We start from the raw sequence: 21120 nt of genomic DNA, 5'->3' as shown, positions 1-21120 counted from the left end.
GGCCGTGGGTCACCCCTTCCCGATCCGGGAAATAGCACGTCAGGCAGGGCTCAGCGAGGCCACCGTGGACCGGGTGCTGAACGGCAGGGGAGGGGTGCGGGAGAGCACCGAGCGGGAGGTGCGGCAGGCGATCGCCGATCTGGACCGGCAGCGCACCCAGGTCCGGCTGGTGGGCCGCACCTTCATGGTCGACATCGTGATGCACGCACCCGAGCGGTTCACCACGGCGGTGCGCGGGGCGCTGGAGGCCGAGCTGCCCTCGATGCACCCGGCGGTGGTGCGCTCCCGGTTCCACTTCCGGGAGACCGGGCCGGTGGCGGAGCTGGTGGGGACGCTCGACCGGATCGCCCGCCGGGGCTCGCAGGGCGTGATCCTCAAGGCGCCGGACGTTCCCGAGGTCACCGCCGCCGTAGGACGTCTCAGGGCGGCGGAGATCCCGGTGGTCACCCTGGTCACCGATCTGCCCGCCAGCGGCCGGCTCGCCTACGTCGGCAGCGACAACCGGGCGGCCGGTGCCACCGCCGCGTATCTGACGGGCCAGTGGCTCGGGAGCCGGCCCGGCAATGTCCTCACGAGCCTGAGCAGCGGTTTCTTCCGCAACGAGGAGGAGCGTGAGATGGGATTCCGCAGCGTCATGCGGGCCACCCATCCCGAACGGGCCGTGGTGGAGATCGCCGAGGGGCAGGGACTGGACGCCACCCAGTACGACCTGGTCCGCGCCGCCCTCGAACGCGACCCGGAGATCCGCGCGGTCTACTCGATCGGCGGCGGCAACAACGCGACCCTGCGCGCCTTCGCCGAACTGGGCCGGGAGTGCGCCGTGTTCATCGCCCACGACCTCGACCACGACAACACCCGCCTGCTGCGCGAGCACCGCCTGTCCGCCGTCCTCCACCACGACCTGCGGCAGGACATGCGTGAGGCCTGCCACCTGGTGATGCGCGCCCAGGGCGCGCTGCCCCCGGCAGGCCCGGCGCTGCCGTCGCCCATCCAGGTGGTCACGCCGTACAACCTGCCGGCCCCGACGGGACGCTGAGCCGATCTCCACCGGGAGACCGGCCGGCCCCGCTCAGAGATTGATCGTGTACGCCTTGCGCAGCGTCTCGTGCACCGTCCATGTCGTACGGTCGCCCGCGCGCAGCACGGCCATGTCCCCGGGGCCCACCGTGAACACCGGCCCGCCCTCGACCTCGATCGTCGCCGAGCCGCTGACCACCACGAACAGCTCGTCCGCCTCGGTGTCGGTGACCACGCCCGGCGTGATCTGCCAGATCCCGCGGAGCTGCTTGCCGTCGGCCGACTCCCAGACCACCTTCCCGGTGACCTCGGGCGTGCCGGAGACGATCTGCTCCGGGTCCAGCGGGTCGGGTTCGAGCTCGGCGTCGGGGATGTGCAGGGCGAAGCTGTGCGTCGTCATACCGCGACCCTAGCGAGCCCGCCGGCACCCTGGGCGTGGACAGGGTGCCGGGCATCGGGCCTGGTGGGAGGACACTTCGTCGGGCCGTCCGGACTGGCGGGGGCGGCGCGCCGGGGTGATCGTGGAGAGCATGGCCGACTCCACGGCGGCGGTGGCGGAGCCGCACCCGCACGACACCCGCGAGGCCGTCCTGTTCGGCGGGGTCTACGGCGCCGTGCTGGCCTCCTCCATGGTCGCGGCGCTCACCCAGTACGGTCACACCTCCGCCGCGAGCCGCCGCTACGACGCCCTCTGGCTCCTGGTGACCGCCGGTGCCTCCGCCCTGGCCCACGGCTACGCCCACTACATCGCCGAGCGTGCCCCGCACCGGCGCTGGGACGGGCTGCGCTCCCTGGCCGACGAGTGGCCGCTGGTCACGGCCGTACTGCCCACGGTCTTCCTGCTCGCGGGCGCCGGCTGGGGCTGGTGGCCGCCCAAGGGCGTCGAGTACCCGGCGTTCATCCTGAACATCGTGATCCTGTTCGCCCTGGGACTCGTCACGGCCCGCTGGTCGGCGCGGAGTTGGCCCGCGGCCGTGCTCATCGGCATCCTCGACGCGTTGCTCGGGGTGATCGTGGTGGTGGCCAACGCGCTGATCAAGTAGATCCGTTCATTGAACGGTGAACGGGTCTACGCTCACGCGTGGTCACTGTTCCGCCGGGCGAGGAGCCGTCATGACAACCGAAGACGCGGTCACCACCGAGGCCGTCGAGAGCCTGCGGGGCACCGACGACCCCCGGCTGCGCGACCTGCTCGCGGCACTCATCCGCCATCTGCACGCCTTCGCGCGCGAGACCCGGCTGACCCAGCGCGAGTGGGAGTCGGCGGTCGCCTTCCTCACCGCCACCGGGCAGACCTGCACGGACACCCGGCAGGAGTTCATCCTGCTCTCCGACGTGCTGGGCCTGTCGATGCTGGTCGAGACGGTCAACGGGCACAGCGACCCCGGCAGCACCGAGTCGACCGTCCTCGGCCCCTTCCACATGACCGAGTCCCCGGTCAGGGAGCTGGGCGCGGACATCGACCTGGTCGGCACCGGCGAACCCTGCGTGGTCAGCGGTGTGGTCCGGTCCGCCGACGGCACCCCGCTGCCCGGCGCCGTCCTGGACGTCTGGCAGGCCGACCCGCACGGCTTCTACGACGTGCAGCAGCCCGACGTGCAGCCGCCCGGCAACGGCCGGGGCCTGTTCACCGCCGACGACGAGGGCCGTTTCCGGTTCCGGACCTGTGTGCCCAGCGCGTACCCGATCCCGACCGACGGCCCGGTGGGCGCCCTGCTGAAGGCCACCGGACGGCACCCCTACCGTCCCGCCCACATCCACTTCATCGTCTCGGCCGAGGGACACACGCCGGTCACCACGCACATCTTCGTGGCCGGCGGTGACTACCTGGACTCCGACGCGGTGTTCGCGGTCAAGGAGAGCCTGGTCAAGGACTTCACGCCGACCGACGACCCGGCGCTGGCGGGGGAGTTCGGCGTGCCGAACCCGTTCCGGCACGCCCGCTTCGACCTCGTACTGGAGCGTTCGTGAATCTGGACTTCGTGTACGAGACCCGGCCCGCCCGCGTGGTCTTCCGGCCCGGCGCCGCGCTCACCGCGCCCGCCGAGGAGGCCCGGCTGCTCGGTCTGCGGCGGCTGTTGGTGCTCAGCGGCGAGCGTGGTGCGGGGACCGCGCGCGCCGTCGCCGACTCGCTCGGGTCCGCCTGCGCCGGCCTGCACACCGGGGCCCGGATGCACGTGCCCGTCGAGGTCGCCGACCGGGGCGTCGAGGCGGCCCGGGCGGCGGGCGCCGACGGCTGCGTGGCCGTCGGCGGCGGCTCGGCCATCGGCCTCGGCAAGGCCATCGCCCTGCGCACCGGCCTCCCGCTGATCGCCGTGCCCTCGACCTACGCGGGCTCCGAGATGACCCCGGTCTGGGGCCTCACCGAGCACGGCGCCAAACGCACCGGCCGCGACCCCGTCGTCCTGCCGCGCAGTGTCGTCTACGACCCCGAGCTCACCCTCTCCCTGCCCGTCCCGCTCTCGGTGACCAGTGGGATCAACGCCCTCGCCCACGCCGTGGAGGCGCTGTACGCCCCCGACGGCTCGCCGCTGGTGGCGCTGATGGCCGAGGAGGGCGTCCGGGCGCTCGCGGGCGCGCTGCCCGAGATCGCCGCCGCCCCCGACTCCGTACCGGCCCGGTCCCGCGCCCTGTACGGCGCCTGGCTGTGCGGGGCCTGCCTGGGCGCCACCACCATGGGCCTGCACCACAAGCTGTGCCATGTCCTGGGCGGCACGTTCGGGCTCCCGCACGCGGAGACCCACACCGTCGTCCTGCCGTACGCCCTCGCGTTCAACGCGCCGGCCGTACCGGAGGCTGCCGCGGCGGTGGGCCGGGCGCTCGGCTCGGGGGATGCCCCGGCGGCTCTGCAGGCGCTGGCCGGGCGACTTGGCGCCCCGCGTTCCCTCGCCGAACTCGGTTTGAAAGAGGGTGACTTGGCGGTGGCCGCCGGGCAGGTGGCGGGGCAGGCGTATGCCAATCCGCGGCCGGTGACCGTGGACGACGCGCTGGGCGTGCTGCGGGCGGCTTACGAGGGCGGGTCCGTCCGGGGCGGGTGAGGGCCGTGTGACCCGGGGGCCGGCCGGTGGGGGCTGGTCGCTCCCCCGCTCTCGGCTTCGCTGGAGCGGGGGGGGACCCCATGACGGTGGAAGCCGCAGGTCGGATACAGCCCGGCGCCCCTGAAGGGTCGCGTTCAGCGAAGCGTGCGTACCCCGTCCAGGGCGATGCTCATCACCCGGTCGCGCTGGGCGTCGTCGTCGAAGGCCGTGCCCGTGATGCCGGAGACCATCCGGAGCAGATCGCCGATCTCCATGTCCGTCCGTACGGCGCCCGCCTTCTGGGCCCGCTCCAGCAGCGGTCCGCCGGCCGCGAACATAGAGTCCCGACAGGCCGAGAAGATCTCCGACTCGTCGTTGAGGGCGTCGCGGACCGCCCGCTTGGTGACCATGTAGTCCGTGAAGCGGTCCAGCCAGGAGGTCAGGGCCTGCCACGGTTCCAGCTCGGCCAGCTCCACGGCCGCCCGGCACAGGGTGTTGACCTCGTCGGCGTAGACGCTCTCGAAGAGGTCGCGGCGGGTGGGGAAGTTGCGGTACAGCGTGCCGATGCCGACCCCGGCGCGGCGGGCGACGTCCTCCAGGGAGGCCTCCGCGCCGTTCTCGGCGAACGCCTCGCGGGCGGCCGCGATCAGCGCGTCGTAGTTGCGGGCCGCGTCTTTGCGGTGCGGTCTGCGGGACGCGACGATCTCACTGACGGGGAAGGGCTCGACGGTCACTGCTGCCTCCCGGGGGACGAAGGTGAACCGGAGGGATTCCTCGACTTCGGTTGAAGCGGAGGCTAGCCTCCAGTACAGTGGAGGGGTACCTCCACTTTAGCAGTGTGGAAAGGGCCCGCCATGGCCGGACGCGGCCTTGTGCCCGCGCCCCTCCGCACCGACCCAGACATCGCTTTCCCTTCGCTCTTTCCTTCGCTCTTTCCCTCCGTGTCCGAAGTTCGGAGAGGCTCTTTCATGCCCCGGAAGTCCACCCGCCTCACCTTCGCGGTCCTCGCGACCGGTGCCGGCGTGTTCTCCATGCTCCAGTCGCTGGTCGCGCCGGCCCTGCCGACCGTCCAGCACGCCCTGCATACCTCGCAGTCCAACGCGACCTGGGTGATGACGGCCTATCTGCTGTCCGCCTCGGTCTTCACCCCGATACTCGGCCGCGTCGGTGACCTCACCGGCAAGAAGCGCACCCTCGTCGCCGTCCTGGTGGCCGTCCTGGCAGGCTGTCTGCTCGCCGCCCTCGCGCCGAACATCGGCGTCCTGATCATGGCCCGGGTCGTCCAGGGCGTCGGCGGCGCCCTGTTCCCGCTCTCCTTCGGCATCATCCGGGACGAGTTCGCCCCGGCCCAGGTCAGCGGCAGCATCAGCAACCTGTCCGCGGTGATCGCGGCCGGCGGCGGCGTCGGCATCGTCGCCGCCGGGCCCATCGTCTCGGCGCTGGACTACCGCTGGCTGTTCTGGATCCCGGTCGGCGTGGTCGCCGTGACCGTCCTCATTGCCGCCCGCTATGTCCCCGAGTCGCCCAAGAGGGCCGAGGGCAGCGTCAGTTGGCTCGGTGCCGGGCTGCTCTCCGCCTGGCTGGTGGCACTGCTGCTGCCGCTGAGCCAGGCCGGGCAGTGGGGCTGGGGCTCGGCCAAGGTGCTCGGTCTGTTCGGCACGGCCGTCGTGCTGTTCGCGGTCTGGCTGCTCGTCGAGGCCCGCTCCCGCACCCCGCTGATCGACCTGCGCGTCATGCGGCTGCCCGTCGTCTGGACCACCAACGCCGCCGCCCTGCTCTTCGGCGCGGGCATGTACGCGCTCTGGTCCTTCCTGCCCGGCTTCGTCCAGACACCGTCCTCCGCCGGATACGGCTTCGGGTCCAGCGTCACTGCCTCCGGGCTGCTGATGCTTCCGATGCTGCTCGCGATGTTCCTCTCCGGCATCCTCAGCGGCCGGCTGGAGCCCAGGGTGGGCGCGAAGGCGCTCCTCACCGCCGGTGCGGCCTTCGGCGCCCTCGCCCTCGGCCTGCTCACCCTGTGGCACACCGCCCAGTGGCAGATCGCCGTCGTCTCCGGCCTGTTCGGCCTCGGCATCGGCCTGGCCTTCGCCTCGATGGCCAACCTCGTCGTCGGCAGCGTGCCGCCCGAGCAGACCGGCGCCGCGACCGGCATGAACGCCAACATCCGCACCATCGGCGGCTCCATCGGCGCCGCGCTCACCAGTGTCCTGGTCACCGGCCGGCTCCAGCCCTCCGGACTGCCGTACGCCTCCGGCTACACCCACGCCTGGGCCCTGCTCACCCTGTTCTGCCTGACCGCCGCCGGGGCCGCGCTCCTGGTACCGGTCCGCCGCGGACAGCGCGTCACCGCACCGGTCACGGAGCGGACGGCAGCAGCACCGGCACGCGTGCGGTAGTGTTGACCTGCGTGATCACGCGGTGCACACCGCGTGACTCCGCAACGGGACGTGGCGCAGCTTGGTAGCGCACTTGACTGGGGGTCAAGGGGTCGCAGGTTCAAATCCTGTCGTCCCGACTTTTCGAAGTCGCAGGTCAGGGGCCGTTTCAGACAAGTTCTGGAACGGCCTTTTGATCTTTTTCGGGGACCGGGTGGGGACCACTTCTGGTTGCAACGGACATCCCTCACAGCAGCCTGAACATCGATCAGGTGCCCGCCAAGTCCTGGGAGGGGCGGGCGGCCTGTGTGTCCCTGCCCAGGCCGCCCGACGCGATCAGCTGAAGAACGGGTCGTCCACGACGTGAACCCAGCCGCCGCCCGGCTGGCGTCGGAGGATCTCGGTGGTGGTGGACACCACCGGCTCCGGTCCGACCCCGGTGAGGGTGGCGATGTTCGACACCAGGGCGACGTCGTCGACCTGTCGGATCTCGCGCGGTTCGAGCTTGAGATGGGCACCGCTGTCGACCATCTGCCGCATGGCCGTGCGGATGGCGTCCGTGCCCACCAGGTGGGTTCCGGGGGTGGGGACGAAGTGGGCGTGCGGTTCGTAGAGCGACACCAGACCCTCGACGTCGCCGGCCTCCAGGTACTCCATGTACAAGGTCCCCACCTGCTGGGGCGTCTCGGCACGGCGCCGGGCGGTGACGCCGACCGGCTTGTCGCCCCAGCCGGCCGCGTCGATCAGGTCGTACCAGTTGGGATAGGCGCCGTAGGGCAGGTGGCGACGCAGCAGGTCGCCGATGAAGGTCGTCGGGGACGCCTTGTGGGGCTTGGCCACGGCCTGGGTGATGATGAGGTCGCTGAACCCGTGGGCCAGGTCCTGACGCGGCAGCAGGGCGTGCACTTCGTCGGCGAGGCCGGCCGGAAGGCTCTCACGCTGGATTCCGAGGATGTCGGTGGCGATACCCGCCTGGGCCAGCGCCACCTCCGTGCCCTTCCGCGAGGCGATGCCGTCCGAGGTGTGCAGAGCGATGGCGTCCCAGGCGACGGCGATACGCTCTTCCTCGACACTCCGCTCGCGGAGGAATGCCGCGGCGAGGTCGGCGCCGTCGACCTCGAAACGCTGGTCGCCGTTGCTGCCCTCCTCGCTCAGTCCCAAGTCGTGCAGGACACAAGCGACGAACAGCAGTTCGTCGTCGTAGTCGGTGCCGGCGCGCAGACCCTTGTTCCGGGCATGGGCGCGGGCGAAGACGTAGCTGCGGACGCAGTGATCGTGAATGAAGGCAGGCGTGGCCTGTGCCGCAAAGGCGAATGTGTCCCGGGTGAGGCTCGTGTCGGGGAGGTCGAGCTGCTCGAAGACGGACAGGTCTGCTTCGGTGGTCATGATGTGTCTCCTTCTTTCGGGCCCCGGTCGGGGGCGGACCGGCACGGTGGCCGGGCGGCACGCTCACGCGTGCCGGGTATTCCGAGTGCTTCTACGACCCGCTGCGCGTCGTCCGCGAGCTGCGCCAGGTCATAGGTCCCGGCACGCTCGTGGAGTCGCCCCAGCCACGCTGGTCGTAGGCCACGAAGCCCTGCCCGGGATCCAGCCGCTGCAGCACCGGGATCCAGGTGCGCCGTGAGCCTCCCCAGTAGTGCAGGAAGACCAGCGCCGGGCCGTCACCTTCGCGGACGTGGGCGTAGACCTGGCCGCCTCGCACGTCGAAGAAGCGGCCCACCACATTCCGCGAAGTCATCCCCGGCTCCTCGTCCACGGCCGGGACTCTCGGACCGCTCCACGGGTGTGTGGAGTCGGCTGCCCCGCGCTCGCTCTTCGATCGTGCTCCGGAACCTCCCTTCCAGGCCACGGCTCATCTGCCAGCATTCGCATCTTTCGGGCCAGGCCAGGTAGGTGGGCCCCTGCTTTGCGGCCACACGATCAGTTGCCTGATCTGGGTGTTTATCCGGGGAAGAGCTCTGGGGCAGGACCCTGAGGTTCCCTGGCCCTCTCCGCGAGGTTCGTGCCGGACGTAATATTGCGGCCATGAACAGGCACCGGGTCATGGTCCTGGCGGTCGACGGCGTACTGCCCATGGATCTGGGGATCCCCACGCAGATCTTCAACGCCCGGCCGACCACCCCCTACGAGCTCACCGTGTGCGGCGACACCGAGGAGACCGTGACCACGAGCGCCGGTTTCACCCTCGGGCTGACCGCGGGTCTCGAGGCGCTCGCCGAAGCGGACACGATCATCGTCCCGGGCTTCGAGGACTTCCGGCGCCCTCCGCGCCCACGGGTGAGGGCCGCTCTCAAGCTCGCCGGCCGCGCCGGGATACGCATCGCTTCCATCTGCACCGGCGCCTTCGCCGTCGCCTCGGCCGGACTGCTCGACGGCCGCACCGTCACCACCCACTGGGCCAAGGCGGATGACCTCGAAGAGCTCTACCCCCGGCTGCGCGTCGACCGCAACGTCCTCTACATCGACAACGACACCATCCTGACCTCCGCGGGCTTCACAGCCGGCATCGACCTGTGTCTGCACCTGGTCCGCAAAGACCTCGGCGCGGCCGTCGCGAACGACATCGCCAGGGACATCGTCGCCGCCCCGCACCGCGACGGCGGACAGGCCCAGTACATCAACAGGACCCTCCCCACCCCCCAGGCCACCACGCTCGCCGACACCCGTGAATGGGCCCTGCTCCACCTCGAAGAAGACCTCACCATCCCCCACCTCGCCGACCATGCCGGCGTCTCCCCACGCACCCTGACCCGCCTGTGGCGCCAGGAAACCGGTGTCAGTCCCCACCAGTGGCTCCTGACCGCCCGCATCAACCGCGCGCGCGAACTCCTGGAGGCCACCGACCTCCAGGTGGAGCAGATCGCCGTCCGGTGCGGACTCGGCAGTGGTGCCAACATGCGCGCCCGCTTCCGTGACACCGTAGGCAACACCCCCACGGCCTATCGCCGCACCTTCCAGCACCGGAGCGCCTGACGGCGAAGGCCGGACCGCGCGGTCACAAAGTCCGTCGACCCACGCGTGCGTCCGCCCCGGCGGTGTCCAGGGCAGGAAGATCGGTGAACCGGCTGAGCGCGATGCCTTGTTCGGAGCGGAAGTGCCGGGGATCGTGCCGGGGGCGATCTCGGCCGCTCCCGCGATGCCGTCGATCGCGGTCGCGCGGCGGCCCCGTTCGCTTCGCCCGCCGCTCGTGCCGACCTTGAGGCCGACTTGCTCGAGCCGCGCCGTCTGGGCGTCGATGCCTACCCGACGCTGCTGCCTACCGCCCACGGCACCGACCGCCTGGGCGGCTGCTGCGATCATTGGTGGATGGCTGGTACCGGAAGCCCGGATGTTGTCGACGTCAGGTATTACAACCCGGACCAGCCCCGGCTGGGGCTGGAGGTCTTGTCCTTCGCGACACTGCGTGAGCGGCTGCTGCCGTCTGTGGCGGCGGCGCCCAGTCGTCCGGACTTCCATCAGCTGACCCTGGTCACCCGCGGCGAGGGTACCGCGTTGATCGACTTTGTGGCTTACCCGTGCGCGCCGGGAACTCTGCTGCATTTGCGTCCCGGTCAGGTGCAGCGTTTCCCCGCGGATCCTCAGGGGGGCATCGCGGATCTCGATGCGACCTTGGTGGTGTTCACGCCTGCCTTTCCGCCGCCGCTGCCTGCCAGTTCAGCCGTCATCGACGAGGGGTTCAGTCCTGCCGCTTTCTCACTGTCCGCGGGGGAGTACCGGGCCATGTCGGTGGCGGTGGCCGAGATAGCGGCGGAATACGCCACGCTGGCCGAACGGGACGCTTCTCAGGCGGAACTCACGGTGGAACTGCTGCGGCAGCTTCTTGCTGCGCTGCTGGTACGCATGGCCCGGCTGCCACATCCCGGTGAATGGAATCCCGCGGCGGGAGGCGAGGTGTTCCGGGTCTTCCGCGGCGAACTGGAGCGCGCGTTCGCCACGAGGCGCCGTGCTGCCGAGTATGCCGCGCACCTCGGTTACTCGCCGCGGACGCTTACGCGAGCCTGTCTGGCCGCTACGGGCCGTACCGCGAAGGATCTCATCGACGACCGTGTCGCCCTGGAGGCCAAGCGGCTGCTGGTACATACCGGCCTTCCTGTCGCCTCCGTCGGGCGCATGCTGGGCTTCACGGAACCCACCAACTTCGGGAAGTTCTTCGAGCGGACGGTGGGCGCCACTCCCGGGGCGTTCCGCGCCACGCAACGCTGACAGCCCCGACCGCTCGGACAGCCAGAGGCATCTGGGTCGTGGGGCGGAGACTGCGCCGCGCCGGGGCTCTCCGAGGTGCACGCCTTGAGCGGATCGGCGAGTCCACTTTCGACCATGGCGCGTCGCTTGCACACCTCGCCTGCGCAGCACACATCGCACATTGTTTAAGCACGCAGTCAGCGTGTTATCCGCTTCCGGTCAAGCCCCTGACTGCCTGGTGAGGCCGGGAGAAAAGGAGAAAACAACCATGCCGTACGCAGACGTCAACGGTGCCCGCCTCTACTTCGAGGACAGCGGTGGTGAGGGCCCGGTCGTGATCTTCAGCCACGGCAACCTCATGGACCATGACATGTGGGTGCATCAGATCCAGCTCCTGGCCGGGGACTTTCGGGTCGTCGTATGGGACGAGCGGCTGCACGGCCGAACCGAGGACGACGGTAAGACCTACACCTACTGGGACTCGGCCACCGACTTGATCGGGCTGCTGGATCACCTGGGCGTGCGGCAGGCGACGCTGGTGGGGCATTCGCAGGGCGGCTTTCTGTCGATGCGGGCCGCATTGCTGGCGCCTGAGCGGGTCAAGGCCCTGGTGCTGATCGACACGACCTCGGTGGCCTGGCCGCTCGAGGCGCTGGCGCAGATGCGTGGTGTGTCGGAGGGGTTCCGCGGAGCGGGTCCGGAGGCAGTGGCCCCGGTATTGCTGGGGATGTTGCTGGGCCGGCCGGAGATCCACGATCAGTGGCCGGCGAAGTGGAGGGCGCAGCCGCGTGAACGGCTCGCCGACGCGGTGCAGGTACTGATGGGGGTGGACGACATCACTGGCCGACTCGGTGAGATCACGGTGCCGGCCCTGGTCGTCCATGGCGACGCGGACCAGCCGATCCCGTACCCGTTGGGCCAGGCACTGGCCGGGAGGATTCCCGGCGCCCAGGAGCTGGTCACCGTGACCGGGGCCGGACACACGCCGAACCTCACTCATCCCGACCAGGTCAACCCGGCGTTGGCCGGCTTCCTTCGCCGGTACGCCTGACGGTCCCACCACACCCCCATGCGGGGAACCTGGGGGCGGTCAGCACGGCGCTGCTGCCCGCGGAGCATCCTGGCGGGCCTTCACACACGGGTCTCAGCACCCGCCATTTCAACGAACTGCACAACATCCGATTTTGAAAGGAACGACCATGCCGACTCCCATCACCGACCCGGCGCAGCTCCCCCCGGCCTTAGAGAAGGCCATGAACTCCGGGAATCCTGACGAGGTCCTGAGCCTGCTCGAGCCCGGTGCCCTCATGCGTACCTCCGGATGGGACCGATCGCACCTGGATCAGACGGAACGGTCGCGAAGTTCGTCGACGTACCTGCGCGCGTCCGCCTCGGGCCGTGTCCAGGGCAGGAAGACGATCCGGTAGACGATGGGGTCACCACCCGGTCGCGCGGGCAGTCCGATCCGTCGGCTGAAGGGTCGCTGAACGTCCTGAAGATCCTCTTCAGCGACGGGCGCTACCGGTCGGGCAAGGTAGAGGGCATGCGTGTGCTGGTGATGGACGACGACACCCGTCTCGTGGAGCTGCTCCAACAGGGCCTTCGTGCAGAGGGTTTCGCGGTGGACGCCGCGAGCGACGGCCTTGACGGTCTCGCCAGGGCGGCGGCGGACACCTACGACGTGATCATTCTCGACGTCATGATGCCGGGCCTGAACGGCTACAAGGTGTGCGCCCACCTGCGGTCGATCGGCGACAACACCCCGATCCTGATGCTGACGGCGAAAGACGGTGAGTACGACGAAGCGGAAGGGCTGGAGACCGGGGCCGACGACTATCTGACGAAGCCCTTCTCTTTCGTCGTCCTCACCGCCCGGCTGCACGCCCTGATACGTCGCGCGCGCCCGGAGCGGCAGATCGTCCAGCACTTCGGGGACCTGGAGATCGACACAGGAGCCCGCCGCTGCCGCCGCGCGGGCACGGACATCGCCCTCACCCCGCGCGAGTTCGATGTGCTCGCGCTGCTCGCGGCAACGCCGGACATCGCCATCAGCAAGGCCGCCATCCTGGACCGGGTCTGGGACAGCGCCTACGAGGGCGGCCCGAACATCGTGGAGGTCAACGTCAGTGCTCTTCGCCGGAAGATCGACCGTCCCTTCGGCCGGGCCAGTATCCAAACCGTGCCCGGCGGGGCCTACCTGCTCCGCTCCGACGGAGCGTGACCGCGGACACCGCCGGCGCCTGTGGCTGCGGCCGCGGACCGTGCGCGTCCGTGCCACCGTCGCCGTCGCACTGGTCGCCGGCCTTGCCCTCGCCGCCTGCTCGGTGGTCCTGCTCTACGCCGTCCACACCAACCTGGTCACCTCCGCTCAGAACGCGGCTCGTGACCACGTCGACAAGGCCGCCCACCAACTCGGCTCGGGAACGCCTCCGGCCGACGTACAGGCCGCCCTGCCGGACATCATCCTGGACACCGTGCCCCCTGCCGACGCGCTGTCGACCTCGTCGGCAGACCAGGGTGCAAGTGCCAGTGTGAGCACGCCCACGGGGCCGATCCTGGTGCAGGCGTTTCCGAACCGCGCTCCCGCGCATACCGCCGTCATCACTCTGACCTGGGCCTTGGTCCCGTGTACCGCTGTGCTGGTCCTTATGGTGGCCTACCTGGCGTGGTATGCCATGGGCCGGGCCCTGCGACCGGTGGAGAACATCCGTGCCGAGTTCGCCGACATCACCGCCCACAGTCTCCAGCGGCGCGTCCCCGTCCCCGACTCCGACGACGAGGTCGCATCGCTGGCGGAGACGATGAACGGCACTCTCGACCAACTCCAGCGCGCCGTCGGCCGCCTGCGGACCTTCACCTCGGATGCCTCGCACGAACTGCGCGGCCCCCTCACCACCCTGAAGGCCCGTCTCGAGCTGGCCCTGGCCCGTCCCGACCGGGCTGACTGGACCGCGGTCGGCAGCGAGGCGCTGCGCGACACCACACGTCTTGAGGACATCGTCGCCGATCTGCTGCTCCTTGCCCGCCTGGACGCCCGCCAGCCCCTGAAACTCCAACCCCTGCGCGTGACCGACCTCTTGCGACGGACCCTCGCCGAGCGTTACCCCGGTCAACCTGTCGTCCTCGTGGCGGACTCCGACCCCGGCGAGGCGGTTCTGGGCAGTCCTACGGCACTCGCCCGCCTCTTCACGAACCTCCTCGACAACGCCCTGCGCCACGCACACAGCACGGTGACGGTGGAGGTGCGTCACACGGAGAACGACGTGGTCGTCGAGGTGAGCGACGACGGTCGGGGCATCCCCGAACCTGACCGGGAGAGGGTCTTCGACCGCTTCACGCGTCTGGACGACGCCCGTACCCGCAGCGAGGGAGGCACCGGTCTTGGCCTCGCCATCGCCCGCGACATCGCGACCGCCCACGGGGGGACGCTCACTGCGGAATCACCTCGGACCACTGACGGGGGTGCCCGTCTGCTCCTGATCATCGCCAGGCAAGAGGGTGACCGCGTGCCTCCGGCACCCCGGACCGGGGACCCGGGCACGCTCCGGTGAGAGGCGGATCCGGTGGAGGGGACAGCTCCGACGGCGCTGAACCACTCCCGGGCGCCGACCGGAACGCGCGGTGGACTGCGCGACGGCCTCACGGACAGCCAGGTCCCGACTTCGTGCGCGCGGGCCCGGCTTGTGGTGGGCGGAGGCGGTCGGCGCGAGTTCCGGGCCGGAGGGCGTGCGAGACGCGAGGCGCTCAGAGTGCGGGAACTCCGCTGCGGCGACACCGTCCCGTGAGGAGGCGTCAGGTGCTGAAGGGGATCTTCAGGACGTTCAGCGGATCTTCAGCGGGCAGGGGCGAGAGTTGCCTCGTTCTCGATCCCGGGGGAACCGGGGCCGGACGCGTGCCGGTACCCCTGTCTCCCTCCACCTGCAAAGGAGTTGATCGCATGAAGGTGCGTAGGAACAGCATCTCGCGTCGTCAGGGTGCCGTGATGGCCGGCGCACTGGCCTTACTGCTCGCCTCGGGCGGGGTTGCCGTTGCGGCCACGGCCGGCAGCAGTACCACCGAGTACGACGGCGTCACGGTCTCCGAGGCGCCCGGCAACCCGCACCCGCACCACATCAAGCCGGGCACCGCCAAGAAGCTGCGCGACCTCACCGTCGTCGAGGGCGGCCCCGTCACGGCCGAGGAGCCGTCCCTTGTCGAGGTGCCCGGCGCGAAGCCGAAGGGCTGGGATCTCGGCGAGGCCACGCCGGTGAAGGGCGCCCCGGTCGTCGTCGGCGGCGAAGGCAACACCACGCTGCGTTAGCCGCACAGCGACAGAGCAGGCGTGGGGCTGCCGTGTCGCAACCACGGAACGTCCGGCCGGAGATGTCCGGCCGGGCGTTTTGCGCGGCATGGGCAAGCTCAGGACCTGGGCACACCCGGATCTGGGCCCGGCGGTGGCTCTGGACCTGGGCGCCACGGTCGCCACCGGCGTGGTGAACTGGGGCTGACGCCTACGCACGACGGCGCCCGCGCCGGTTGGTGGGCCACCGTGACCACCACCCGGGGCGCGACCGCCTCGGAGTTGGTCCTGACCGACGGTGCCTTCTTCGATGCTCACCGCCCAGGTCGCCTGGCGTCGGGCGTTTCGTTCCCGCCGTCCTCCGGGGAGTGGCCGCGGACGGTCGCGCGGAAGGCGATCGGAGAGTGGCCGGTGCGCTGGTGGAAGAACTTGCTGAAGTTGGTGGCGCTGCTGAAGCCGAGTTGCGCCGCGACACGGGCGGCTGATTGATCGCCGTGCGCCAGCAGGCGCTTGGCCTCCAGGACGACCCGCCGGTCGATGAACTCCTTCGCCCCCACCCCGGCTCCGGTCAGCGCGGCCCTGGACAGGGTGCGCGGTGAGTAGCCCAGGGCCCGGGCGTAGTCCTCCAGGCGGCGGGTGCGGGTGAAGTCGCGTTCGACCGCGTCACGGAAGTGGAGGAATGTCTCCCCTGGCTCCGGTGCCGGGCTGCCCACGGGCGCGGCGCGCTGCGAAAGGCGCAGCACTAGGACCGCCAGCAGGTGGCGCAACACCGCCACGTGAGCTTCCAGGGAGATGCCACGCATCGCCTGGAACTCCAGCGCCAGATGGTCCACGGCCATCTCCAGCGCGTGACGGTCCTCGGGACCGGGAACCTGGAGCGCGGGGGCGTACGGATCGTCCAGCCGCGCCGCGGCCACGGTGGCCGGATCCAGGAAGTCTCCCTCGAAGAGGACCAGGGTGCCCTCGGCGTCCTCCAGATCACCCCACTGCTGCACCTGACCAGGTCGGCTCCAGAGCCAGGAGCCCGGCTCAAGGGCGTAGCCGGTGAAGTCCACCGTGTGCCACAACGAGCCGCTGGAGAGGGTGATCAAGTGGTGGAACGTGGGTCGCTGCGGTGCCTGCAGCCGTCCTTCGCCCATGTGGACGGCGGCCCGCTCCCGCAGGTCGGCCAGAGAGATGACTTCGATGCCGGCAGGTGTTCCGACGGCGGGAGCGAAGCCGATGTCCGCGATCTCGCGCGATGTGCCCTGTCGCTTTCTCACCGTCATCAGTAGCCACCATCACGCGGAGGACCTGGCCGGTGCCAGCCTAACCGGAGTAGCCGGCACACCCAGGTGTCGGATTTTCACCATGATCTGTCGGCCTCCTACCCGGTTCACCTGCGAAGTCGCCAATAAGTTGAATCTCGAAGCTTTCACTTTCAAGCGTAGGAGGTACTTGTGACTTCGCCCATCGTGTCCATCGCCTATCACTCCGGCTACGGCCACACCGCCGTCATCGCCGAGGCTGTCCAGCGTGGCGCCAAAGAGGCCGGCGCCGTCGTGAACCTGATCGCCGTCGGTGAGATCACCGACGCCCAGTGGAGGCAGCTGGACGCCTCGGATGCGATCATCTTCGGTTCCCCCACCTACATGGGAACCGCTGCCACCGCTTTCCACGGGTTCGCGGAGGCCAGCTCCGAGCGTTGGTTCGGGCAGGCTTGGAAGGACAAGCTCGCGGCCGGATTCACCAACTCGGCTTCCAAGGCGGGCGACAAGCAGTCGACTCTCCAGTACTTCGCGACGCTGGCGTCGCAGCACGGTATGCACTGGATCGCGCTCGGCCTGCCGGGTGGCTGGAACTCGTCCAAGGGGAGCGAGAGCGATCTCAACAGGCTGGGCTTCTTCCTGGGGGCCGCCGCTCAGTCGAACGCGGATCAGGGGGCCGAGGGGGTGACGGCCAGCGACATCGCCACCGCCGAGGCGCTGGGGCGGCGTGTGGCGGATGCCGCCGCCACGTGGGCGGCCGGCCGCGCCGCACGCGCCGCCTGATCGCGGTCCTTCGCCCCGGCTGCCGGGTTTCCGCACGGCGCCGGGGCGGGCGGCAGATCTTTGGTCTCAACCGAACGCTTGCGCAGCTTGTCGAGGGAGGCTGCCCAGGGCGGCCATTTCTGGCATGACGCGGTGGGCGACCATGGCCGGCCGTCGAGAACGTGCCGTGCGGTCGTGATCCGCACGATGGGGCGCCGGCCTTGAACGGAACCTGATCGGCGGGACCGAAGGCGTAGTGGTGCGTAGTACCGCGGTACTACCCGACGGGCGTGGATCAGTCCCCGGTACCACCGAATCGGGGCGTTCCGGCTCCTAGCGTTGTCGGTGAGGCGTCGAGGGTGACAGACGGGCGCCGGTTCCGACAGGAAGAGACGCGCATGATCGACGCACAGCAGCTGACCAAGAGGTATGGCGAGAAGACGGCCGTCGACGGGCTGGACTTCGTCGTGAAGCCCGGTGCGGTGACCGGCTTCCTGGGGCCCAACGGCGCGGGGAAGTCGACGACCATGCGCATGATCGTCGGGCTTGACGCCCCGACCAGCGGGTCGGTGACGGTCAACGGGCAGCTCTACGCCCGCCACCAGGCGCCGCTCCAGGAGGTGGGGGCGCTGCTGGAGGCGAAGTCGATCCACCCGGGCCGCTCGGCATACAACCACCTGCTGGCGCTCGCGCTGACCCACGGCATTCCGCGCCGCCGGGTGGACGAAGTGATCGAACTCGCCGGCCTCGGCAGCGTGGCGAAGAAGCGGGCCGGTGCGTTCTCCCTGGGCATGGGGCAGCGGCTCGGTATCGCGGCGGCGCTGCTGGGCGATCCGCAGACGGTGATGCTGGACGAGCCGGTCAACGGGCTCGACCCGGAGGGCGTGCTCTGGATCCGCAACCTGCTGAAGGCCCTCGCCGACGAGGGCCGGACCGTGTTCGTGTCGTCCCACCTGATGAGCGAGATGGCCCTGGTCGCGGACCATCTGATCATCGTGGGGCGCGGGCGGCTGCTGGCCGACACCACCGTCGCGGACCTCGTCCGGGAGGCGGGCGGCGACACCGTGCGGGTGGCCACCCAGGAACCGGCCCGGCTGCGGGAGGCACTGGCCGGTCCCGGCGTCGACATCACCGGCCGCGCCGGCTCCGAGGAGCTCCAGGTGACCGGGCTGAGTGCCCGCGAGATCGGCCTGAAGGCGGCCGAGCACGGGATCGCGCTGTTCGAACTGACCGCGCGGACGGTGTCGTTGGAGGAGGCGTTCATGAACCTGACCAGGGATGCCGTGGAATACCACGGCACGACGGCCGGCATCGAGTCCCGCGTGGCCGAGGGGAGTGCGGCATGAGCACCCTCACCGCGCCCGTCGAGGCGACCCCGGCCGCCCCCGCCCGCCCCGCCTACCGGGTGACCGGACGGCGTGTGCTGGCCTCGGAGTGGGCCAAGCTGTGGTCGCTGCGCTCGACCTGGATCACTCTGGGCCTCGGCCTGCTCTTCCTCGTCGCCTTCGGCCTGATCGCTGCGAACCACTACAAGTCCGGCATCGGCTCCGGACACCAGGACCGTGACTTCGCCACCGCGACGGCCGTGAGCCTGTCCCTCTTCGGCACCAACTTCGCCCAGCTCGCCCTCGGCGTCCTCGGCGTGCTGGTCACGGCGGGGGAGTACTCCACCGGAATGATCCGCTCCACGCTCACGGCCGTGCCGCGCAGGCTGCCCGTGCTGTGGTCCAAGGCGGCCGTGTTCGGGCTGGTCGCGCTGGTGGTCGGCACCCTCGGCGCGTTCGTCGCCTTCGGGTTCGGCAGCGGCATCGTCTCCGGCACCCCCGCCGCCATGGGCTTCACGCACGCGGGAGTCGTACGGAGCCTGCTGGGCGCCGGGCTCTACCTCGGCATGGTCGGCGTCATCGGCACCGCGCTGGGCGCCCTGCTGCGGTCGGTGGCCGGGGGCATCTCGGTCCTGGTCGCCTCCCTGATGCTGGTCCCGGGACTGATCTCGCTGCTGCCGAGCTCCTGGCAGGACAACATCAGCCCGTACCTGCCGTCCAACGCGGGCGAGTCGATGTTCGCCCTGACGCACGACTCCACGACCCTGTCGCCGGGCGCCGGACTGCTGGTCTTCCTCGGCTGGACGGTGCTCGCGCTGGCGGGTGCCGCGTACCGGCTGGTGCGCAGCGACGTCTGACGGCCTGCACCATGGGCAGGTGACCACCTTGACGACGACCACCTCCGCCGCCGACTTCGGGGCGACGGGACCGCTGGCCGCCCGGCTCGCCCGGGTCGGCCAGCGGCTGCGGCTCGCGGACCGCGCACACCCGTGGGTGCTGGACACCGCGGTGGCGGCGCTGGTCTTCCTCATGTTCTGCCTGCCGGACCTGCTGCACCACGGCGGCCCGGGGCACGGGGACGGCGACGGGGACGACCGGCGCAAATTCCAGTTCGCCTTCACCGAACTCCCGCTGGCGGCCGTGCTGGCCCTGCAGGCCGGTCTGGTGCTGCCGCTGCTGTGGCGGCGGCGCCGTCCCATGGCGGCCTTCGTCGCCATCGCGGCGGTCTTCGTCCTGCAGTGGTCGCTGGATGCCGTGCTGCGCGCGGATGTCGCCCTGTTCGTCGCGCTGTACAGCCTGGCCCTGCACGGGCGGTTGCGCCGGCTGCCGTGGGCCTGCGCGGTCATGGCGGCGGGGATGGTGCTGGTCGCGGTGCGGGTCTCGCCGGCCGTGTCCGTCTGGGACGCCCTGTTCTTCCTGCTGAGCACGGCGACCGCGGCCCTGGCCGTCGGCCTGATGGTGCGGATCCGGCGGGCTCAGCTCGCGGGGCTGCGGGAGCGGGCGGCGCGGCTGGAGACGGAACGCGACCAGCGCATCAGACTCGCGACCGCCACGGAGCGCGCCCGGGTGGCCCGTGAGATGCACGACATCGTCGGCCACAACCTGTCCGTCATCATCACCCTCGCCGACGCCGGCGCGTACGCCACCGACACCGCTCCCGAACGAGGCAAGGAGGCGCTGCAGCTCATCGGTGAGACCGGCCGGACCGCCCTCGGCGAGCTGCGCCGCGTGCTCGGCGTCCTGCGCGAGGCGTCGGACGGCGCCCGCCAGGCACCAGAACTCAGCCCCCAGCCCGGCCTCGCGGACATCGAGGCGCTGTGCGACGGCGTACGCGGCGCCGGCCTGGAGATCGTCTACCGGACCGTCGGCGAGGTGGACGCCCTGGACCGAGGGGTGCAGCTGACGGTCTACCGCATAGTCCAGGAGGCCCTGACGAACACCCTGAAGCACGCGGGCGCCGGCACCGAGGTGAAGCTGTCGGTCGTCGTCGGGGACGAACGGCTCGTCGTCCGGATCCGCGACAACGGGCCGGCCGGACACCCCGGACCACGGAACGAGGAGGGACACGGACTGGTGGGCATGCGCGAGCGAGCGGCGCTGTACGGAGGGACCGTGAGCGCCGGACCCGCGGCCGACGGGGGATGGGCCGTGGAGGCCGCCCTCGACCTGACACCTCGGGGAGGCGCCCGGTGACCACGGTCCTCGTCGTCGACGACCAGCAACTGCAGCGCTACGGCTTCCGGGTGCTGCTCGACTCCATGCCCGAGACGGAGGTGGTCGGCGAGGCCGCGAACGGTTCCGAGGCCGTCCGCAGGACCGCCGAACTCCGTCCCGACGTGGTGCTGATGGACGTACGGATGCCCGGCATGGACGGCATCGAGGCGACCCGCCGGATCGTCGAGGCCGGGGGGCGTTCCCGGGTCCTCGTGCTGACCACCTTCGACGTCGACGAGTACGTGCATGCCGCCCTGCGGGCCGGAGCCAGCGGCTTCCTCCTCAAGGACGCGCGCCCCGACGAACTCCTCGCCGGGATCCGCGCGGTCGCCGGGGGCGACGCGGTGATCGCGCCGGCCCTCACCCGCCGCATCCTGGACGAGTACGCCCGGCACGTGCCCGCCAGAAGGGGGGACCCGGGCGAGGACCCCCGCCTGGCCGCCCTCACCGAACGCGAGCGCGAGATCCTCGTCGCCATCGGCAAGGGCTGGACCAACGGCGAGATCGCCGCCCGCTTCGTCGTGACCGAGTCCACCGTGAAGACGCACGTCGGCCGTGTGCTGGCCAAGATCGGCGCCCGGGACCGCGTCCAGGCCGTGATCTTCGCCTATGACCAGGGAATCGCTCGGCCCGGGGCCGGCTGAGGGAACGGACGGCTTCTCACTCGCATCTAACCCTGCAAGTCGTAGGGTGGGATGTCCT

Annotated in this window: 21 protein-coding genes and 1 tRNA gene; 17 read left to right on the top strand and 5 right to left on the bottom strand. The window is 70.6% G+C overall.

What is annotated here, in order from left to right:
* Window positions 1–4 precede the first annotated feature (4 nt).
* Entirely contained in the window at window positions 5–1036 is a 1032-nt protein-coding gene (locus ACZ5K7_RS12295) for a LacI family DNA-binding transcriptional regulator (protein WP_351703140.1), read from the top strand.
* Between the two features lie 33 nt (window positions 1037–1069).
* Here ACZ5K7_RS12295 and ACZ5K7_RS12290 read toward each other — a convergent pair whose 3' ends face one another.
* On the bottom strand, window positions 1070–1417 hold the full coding sequence (locus ACZ5K7_RS12290) for a cupin domain-containing protein (RefSeq protein WP_468912867.1): 348 nt from the start codon (window positions 1415–1417) through the stop codon (window positions 1070–1072).
* A gap of 130 nt (window positions 1418–1547) precedes the next feature.
* Here ACZ5K7_RS12290 and ACZ5K7_RS12285 point away from each other — a divergent pair, with 130 nt between their 5' ends.
* From ACZ5K7_RS12285 to ACZ5K7_RS12275, 3 genes are all read left to right on the top strand, one after another.
* The gene (locus tag ACZ5K7_RS12285; protein WP_468912866.1) at window positions 1548–2060 is read left to right on the top strand and encodes a hypothetical protein; all 513 of its coding nucleotides are present in this window, start codon (window positions 1548–1550) and stop codon (window positions 2058–2060) included.
* Window positions 2061–2130: 70 nt separating this feature from the next.
* Window positions 2131–2988: an intradiol ring-cleavage dioxygenase gene (locus ACZ5K7_RS12280; RefSeq protein ID WP_468912864.1), complete on the top strand. Its 858-nt coding sequence runs from the start codon at window positions 2131–2133 to the stop codon at window positions 2986–2988.
* 2 nt (window positions 2989–2990) lie between these two features.
* On the top strand, window positions 2991–4055 hold the full coding sequence (locus ACZ5K7_RS12275) for a maleylacetate reductase (RefSeq protein WP_468913249.1): 1065 nt from the start codon (window positions 2991–2993) through the stop codon (window positions 4053–4055).
* Window positions 4056–4189: 134 nt separating this feature from the next.
* Here ACZ5K7_RS12275 and ACZ5K7_RS12270 read toward each other — a convergent pair whose 3' ends face one another.
* A complete protein-coding gene (locus ACZ5K7_RS12270) occupies window positions 4190–4768 on the bottom strand; it encodes a TetR/AcrR family transcriptional regulator (protein WP_351703152.1) in 579 nt (192 codons plus the stop codon).
* Between the two features lie 234 nt (window positions 4769–5002).
* Here ACZ5K7_RS12270 and ACZ5K7_RS12265 point away from each other — a divergent pair, with 234 nt between their 5' ends.
* Window positions 5003–6430 (top strand): MFS transporter, encoded by a 1428-nt coding sequence (locus ACZ5K7_RS12265; RefSeq protein ID WP_351703155.1) that lies wholly within the window; start codon window positions 5003–5005, stop codon window positions 6428–6430.
* Window positions 6431–6475: 45 nt separating this feature from the next.
* A tRNA-Pro gene (locus ACZ5K7_RS12260) sits at window positions 6476–6549 on the top strand.
* Between the two features lie 196 nt (window positions 6550–6745).
* Here ACZ5K7_RS12260 and ACZ5K7_RS12255 read toward each other — a convergent pair.
* Window positions 6746–7795, bottom strand: coding sequence for a nuclear transport factor 2 family protein (locus ACZ5K7_RS12255; RefSeq protein WP_468912862.1), 1050 nt, complete (start codon window positions 7793–7795; stop codon window positions 6746–6748).
* A 91-nt stretch (window positions 7796–7886) separates the two neighbouring features.
* Complete coding sequence (locus ACZ5K7_RS12250) at window positions 7887–8147, bottom strand: alpha/beta fold hydrolase (RefSeq protein WP_468912861.1); 261 nt, start codon at window positions 8145–8147, stop codon at window positions 7887–7889.
* A 287-nt stretch (window positions 8148–8434) separates the two neighbouring features.
* Between ACZ5K7_RS12250 and ACZ5K7_RS12245 the strand changes: the two genes are divergently transcribed.
* The 6 genes from ACZ5K7_RS12245 (at window position 8435) to ACZ5K7_RS12220 (ending at window position 14891) form a co-directional block, all read left to right on the top strand.
* Window positions 8435–9382 carry a GlxA family transcriptional regulator gene (locus ACZ5K7_RS12245; protein WP_468912859.1) on the top strand — a complete coding sequence of 316 codons (948 nt, stop codon included), beginning with the start codon at window positions 8435–8437 and terminating at the stop codon, window positions 9380–9382.
* 234 nt (window positions 9383–9616) lie between these two features.
* Window positions 9617–10612 (top strand): AraC family transcriptional regulator, encoded by a 996-nt coding sequence (locus tag ACZ5K7_RS12240; protein ID WP_468912857.1) that lies wholly within the window; start codon window positions 9617–9619, stop codon window positions 10610–10612.
* 247 nt (window positions 10613–10859) lie between these two features.
* Window positions 10860–11642 carry an alpha/beta fold hydrolase gene (locus tag ACZ5K7_RS12235; RefSeq protein ID WP_468912855.1) on the top strand — a complete coding sequence of 261 codons (783 nt, stop codon included), beginning with the start codon at window positions 10860–10862 and terminating at the stop codon, window positions 11640–11642.
* A 492-nt stretch (window positions 11643–12134) separates the two neighbouring features.
* Complete coding sequence (locus tag ACZ5K7_RS12230; RefSeq protein WP_468912853.1) at window positions 12135–12812, top strand: response regulator transcription factor; 678 nt, start codon at window positions 12135–12137, stop codon at window positions 12810–12812.
* Between the two features lie 40 nt (window positions 12813–12852).
* Window positions 12853–14142 (top strand): sensor histidine kinase, encoded by a 1290-nt coding sequence (locus ACZ5K7_RS12225; RefSeq protein ID WP_468912851.1) that lies wholly within the window; start codon window positions 12853–12855, stop codon window positions 14140–14142.
* 386 nt (window positions 14143–14528) lie between these two features.
* On the top strand, window positions 14529–14891 hold the full coding sequence (locus ACZ5K7_RS12220; protein ID WP_468912849.1) for a hypothetical protein: 363 nt from the start codon (window positions 14529–14531) through the stop codon (window positions 14889–14891).
* A gap of 293 nt (window positions 14892–15184) precedes the next feature.
* Here ACZ5K7_RS12220 and ACZ5K7_RS12215 read toward each other — a convergent pair whose 3' ends face one another.
* A complete protein-coding gene (locus ACZ5K7_RS12215) occupies window positions 15185–16138 on the bottom strand; it encodes a helix-turn-helix domain-containing protein (protein ID WP_468912847.1) in 954 nt (317 codons plus the stop codon).
* Window positions 16139–16309: 171 nt separating this feature from the next.
* Between ACZ5K7_RS12215 and ACZ5K7_RS12210 the strand changes: the two genes are divergently transcribed.
* From ACZ5K7_RS12210 to ACZ5K7_RS12190, 5 genes are all read left to right on the top strand, one after another.
* Window positions 16310–16900, top strand: coding sequence for a flavodoxin family protein (locus ACZ5K7_RS12210; RefSeq protein ID WP_468912845.1), 591 nt, complete (start codon window positions 16310–16312; stop codon window positions 16898–16900).
* Between the two features lie 377 nt (window positions 16901–17277).
* A complete protein-coding gene (locus tag ACZ5K7_RS12205; protein ID WP_351703188.1) occupies window positions 17278–18225 on the top strand; it encodes an ABC transporter ATP-binding protein in 948 nt (315 codons plus the stop codon).
* Window positions 18222–19061 carry an ABC transporter permease gene (locus tag ACZ5K7_RS12200; protein WP_351703191.1) on the top strand — a complete coding sequence of 280 codons (840 nt, stop codon included), beginning with the start codon at window positions 18222–18224 and terminating at the stop codon, window positions 19059–19061. The genes ACZ5K7_RS12205 and ACZ5K7_RS12200 overlap by 4 nt, the downstream gene beginning before the upstream one ends.
* A 28-nt stretch (window positions 19062–19089) precedes the next feature.
* Window positions 19090–20397 (top strand): sensor histidine kinase, encoded by a 1308-nt coding sequence (locus ACZ5K7_RS12195; protein ID WP_468913247.1) that lies wholly within the window; start codon window positions 19090–19092, stop codon window positions 20395–20397.
* A complete protein-coding gene (locus ACZ5K7_RS12190) occupies window positions 20394–21062 on the top strand; it encodes a response regulator transcription factor (protein ID WP_351703194.1) in 669 nt (222 codons plus the stop codon). The genes ACZ5K7_RS12195 and ACZ5K7_RS12190 overlap by 4 nt, the downstream gene beginning before the upstream one ends.
* The last annotated feature ends 58 nt before the right edge of the window (window positions 21063–21120 follow it).

The organism is Streptomyces sp. NPDC031497 (assembly GCF_055580905.1).
The sequence above is the reverse complement of the archived record's forward strand: the minus strand, read 5'-3'. Positions and strand labels throughout refer to the sequence as shown.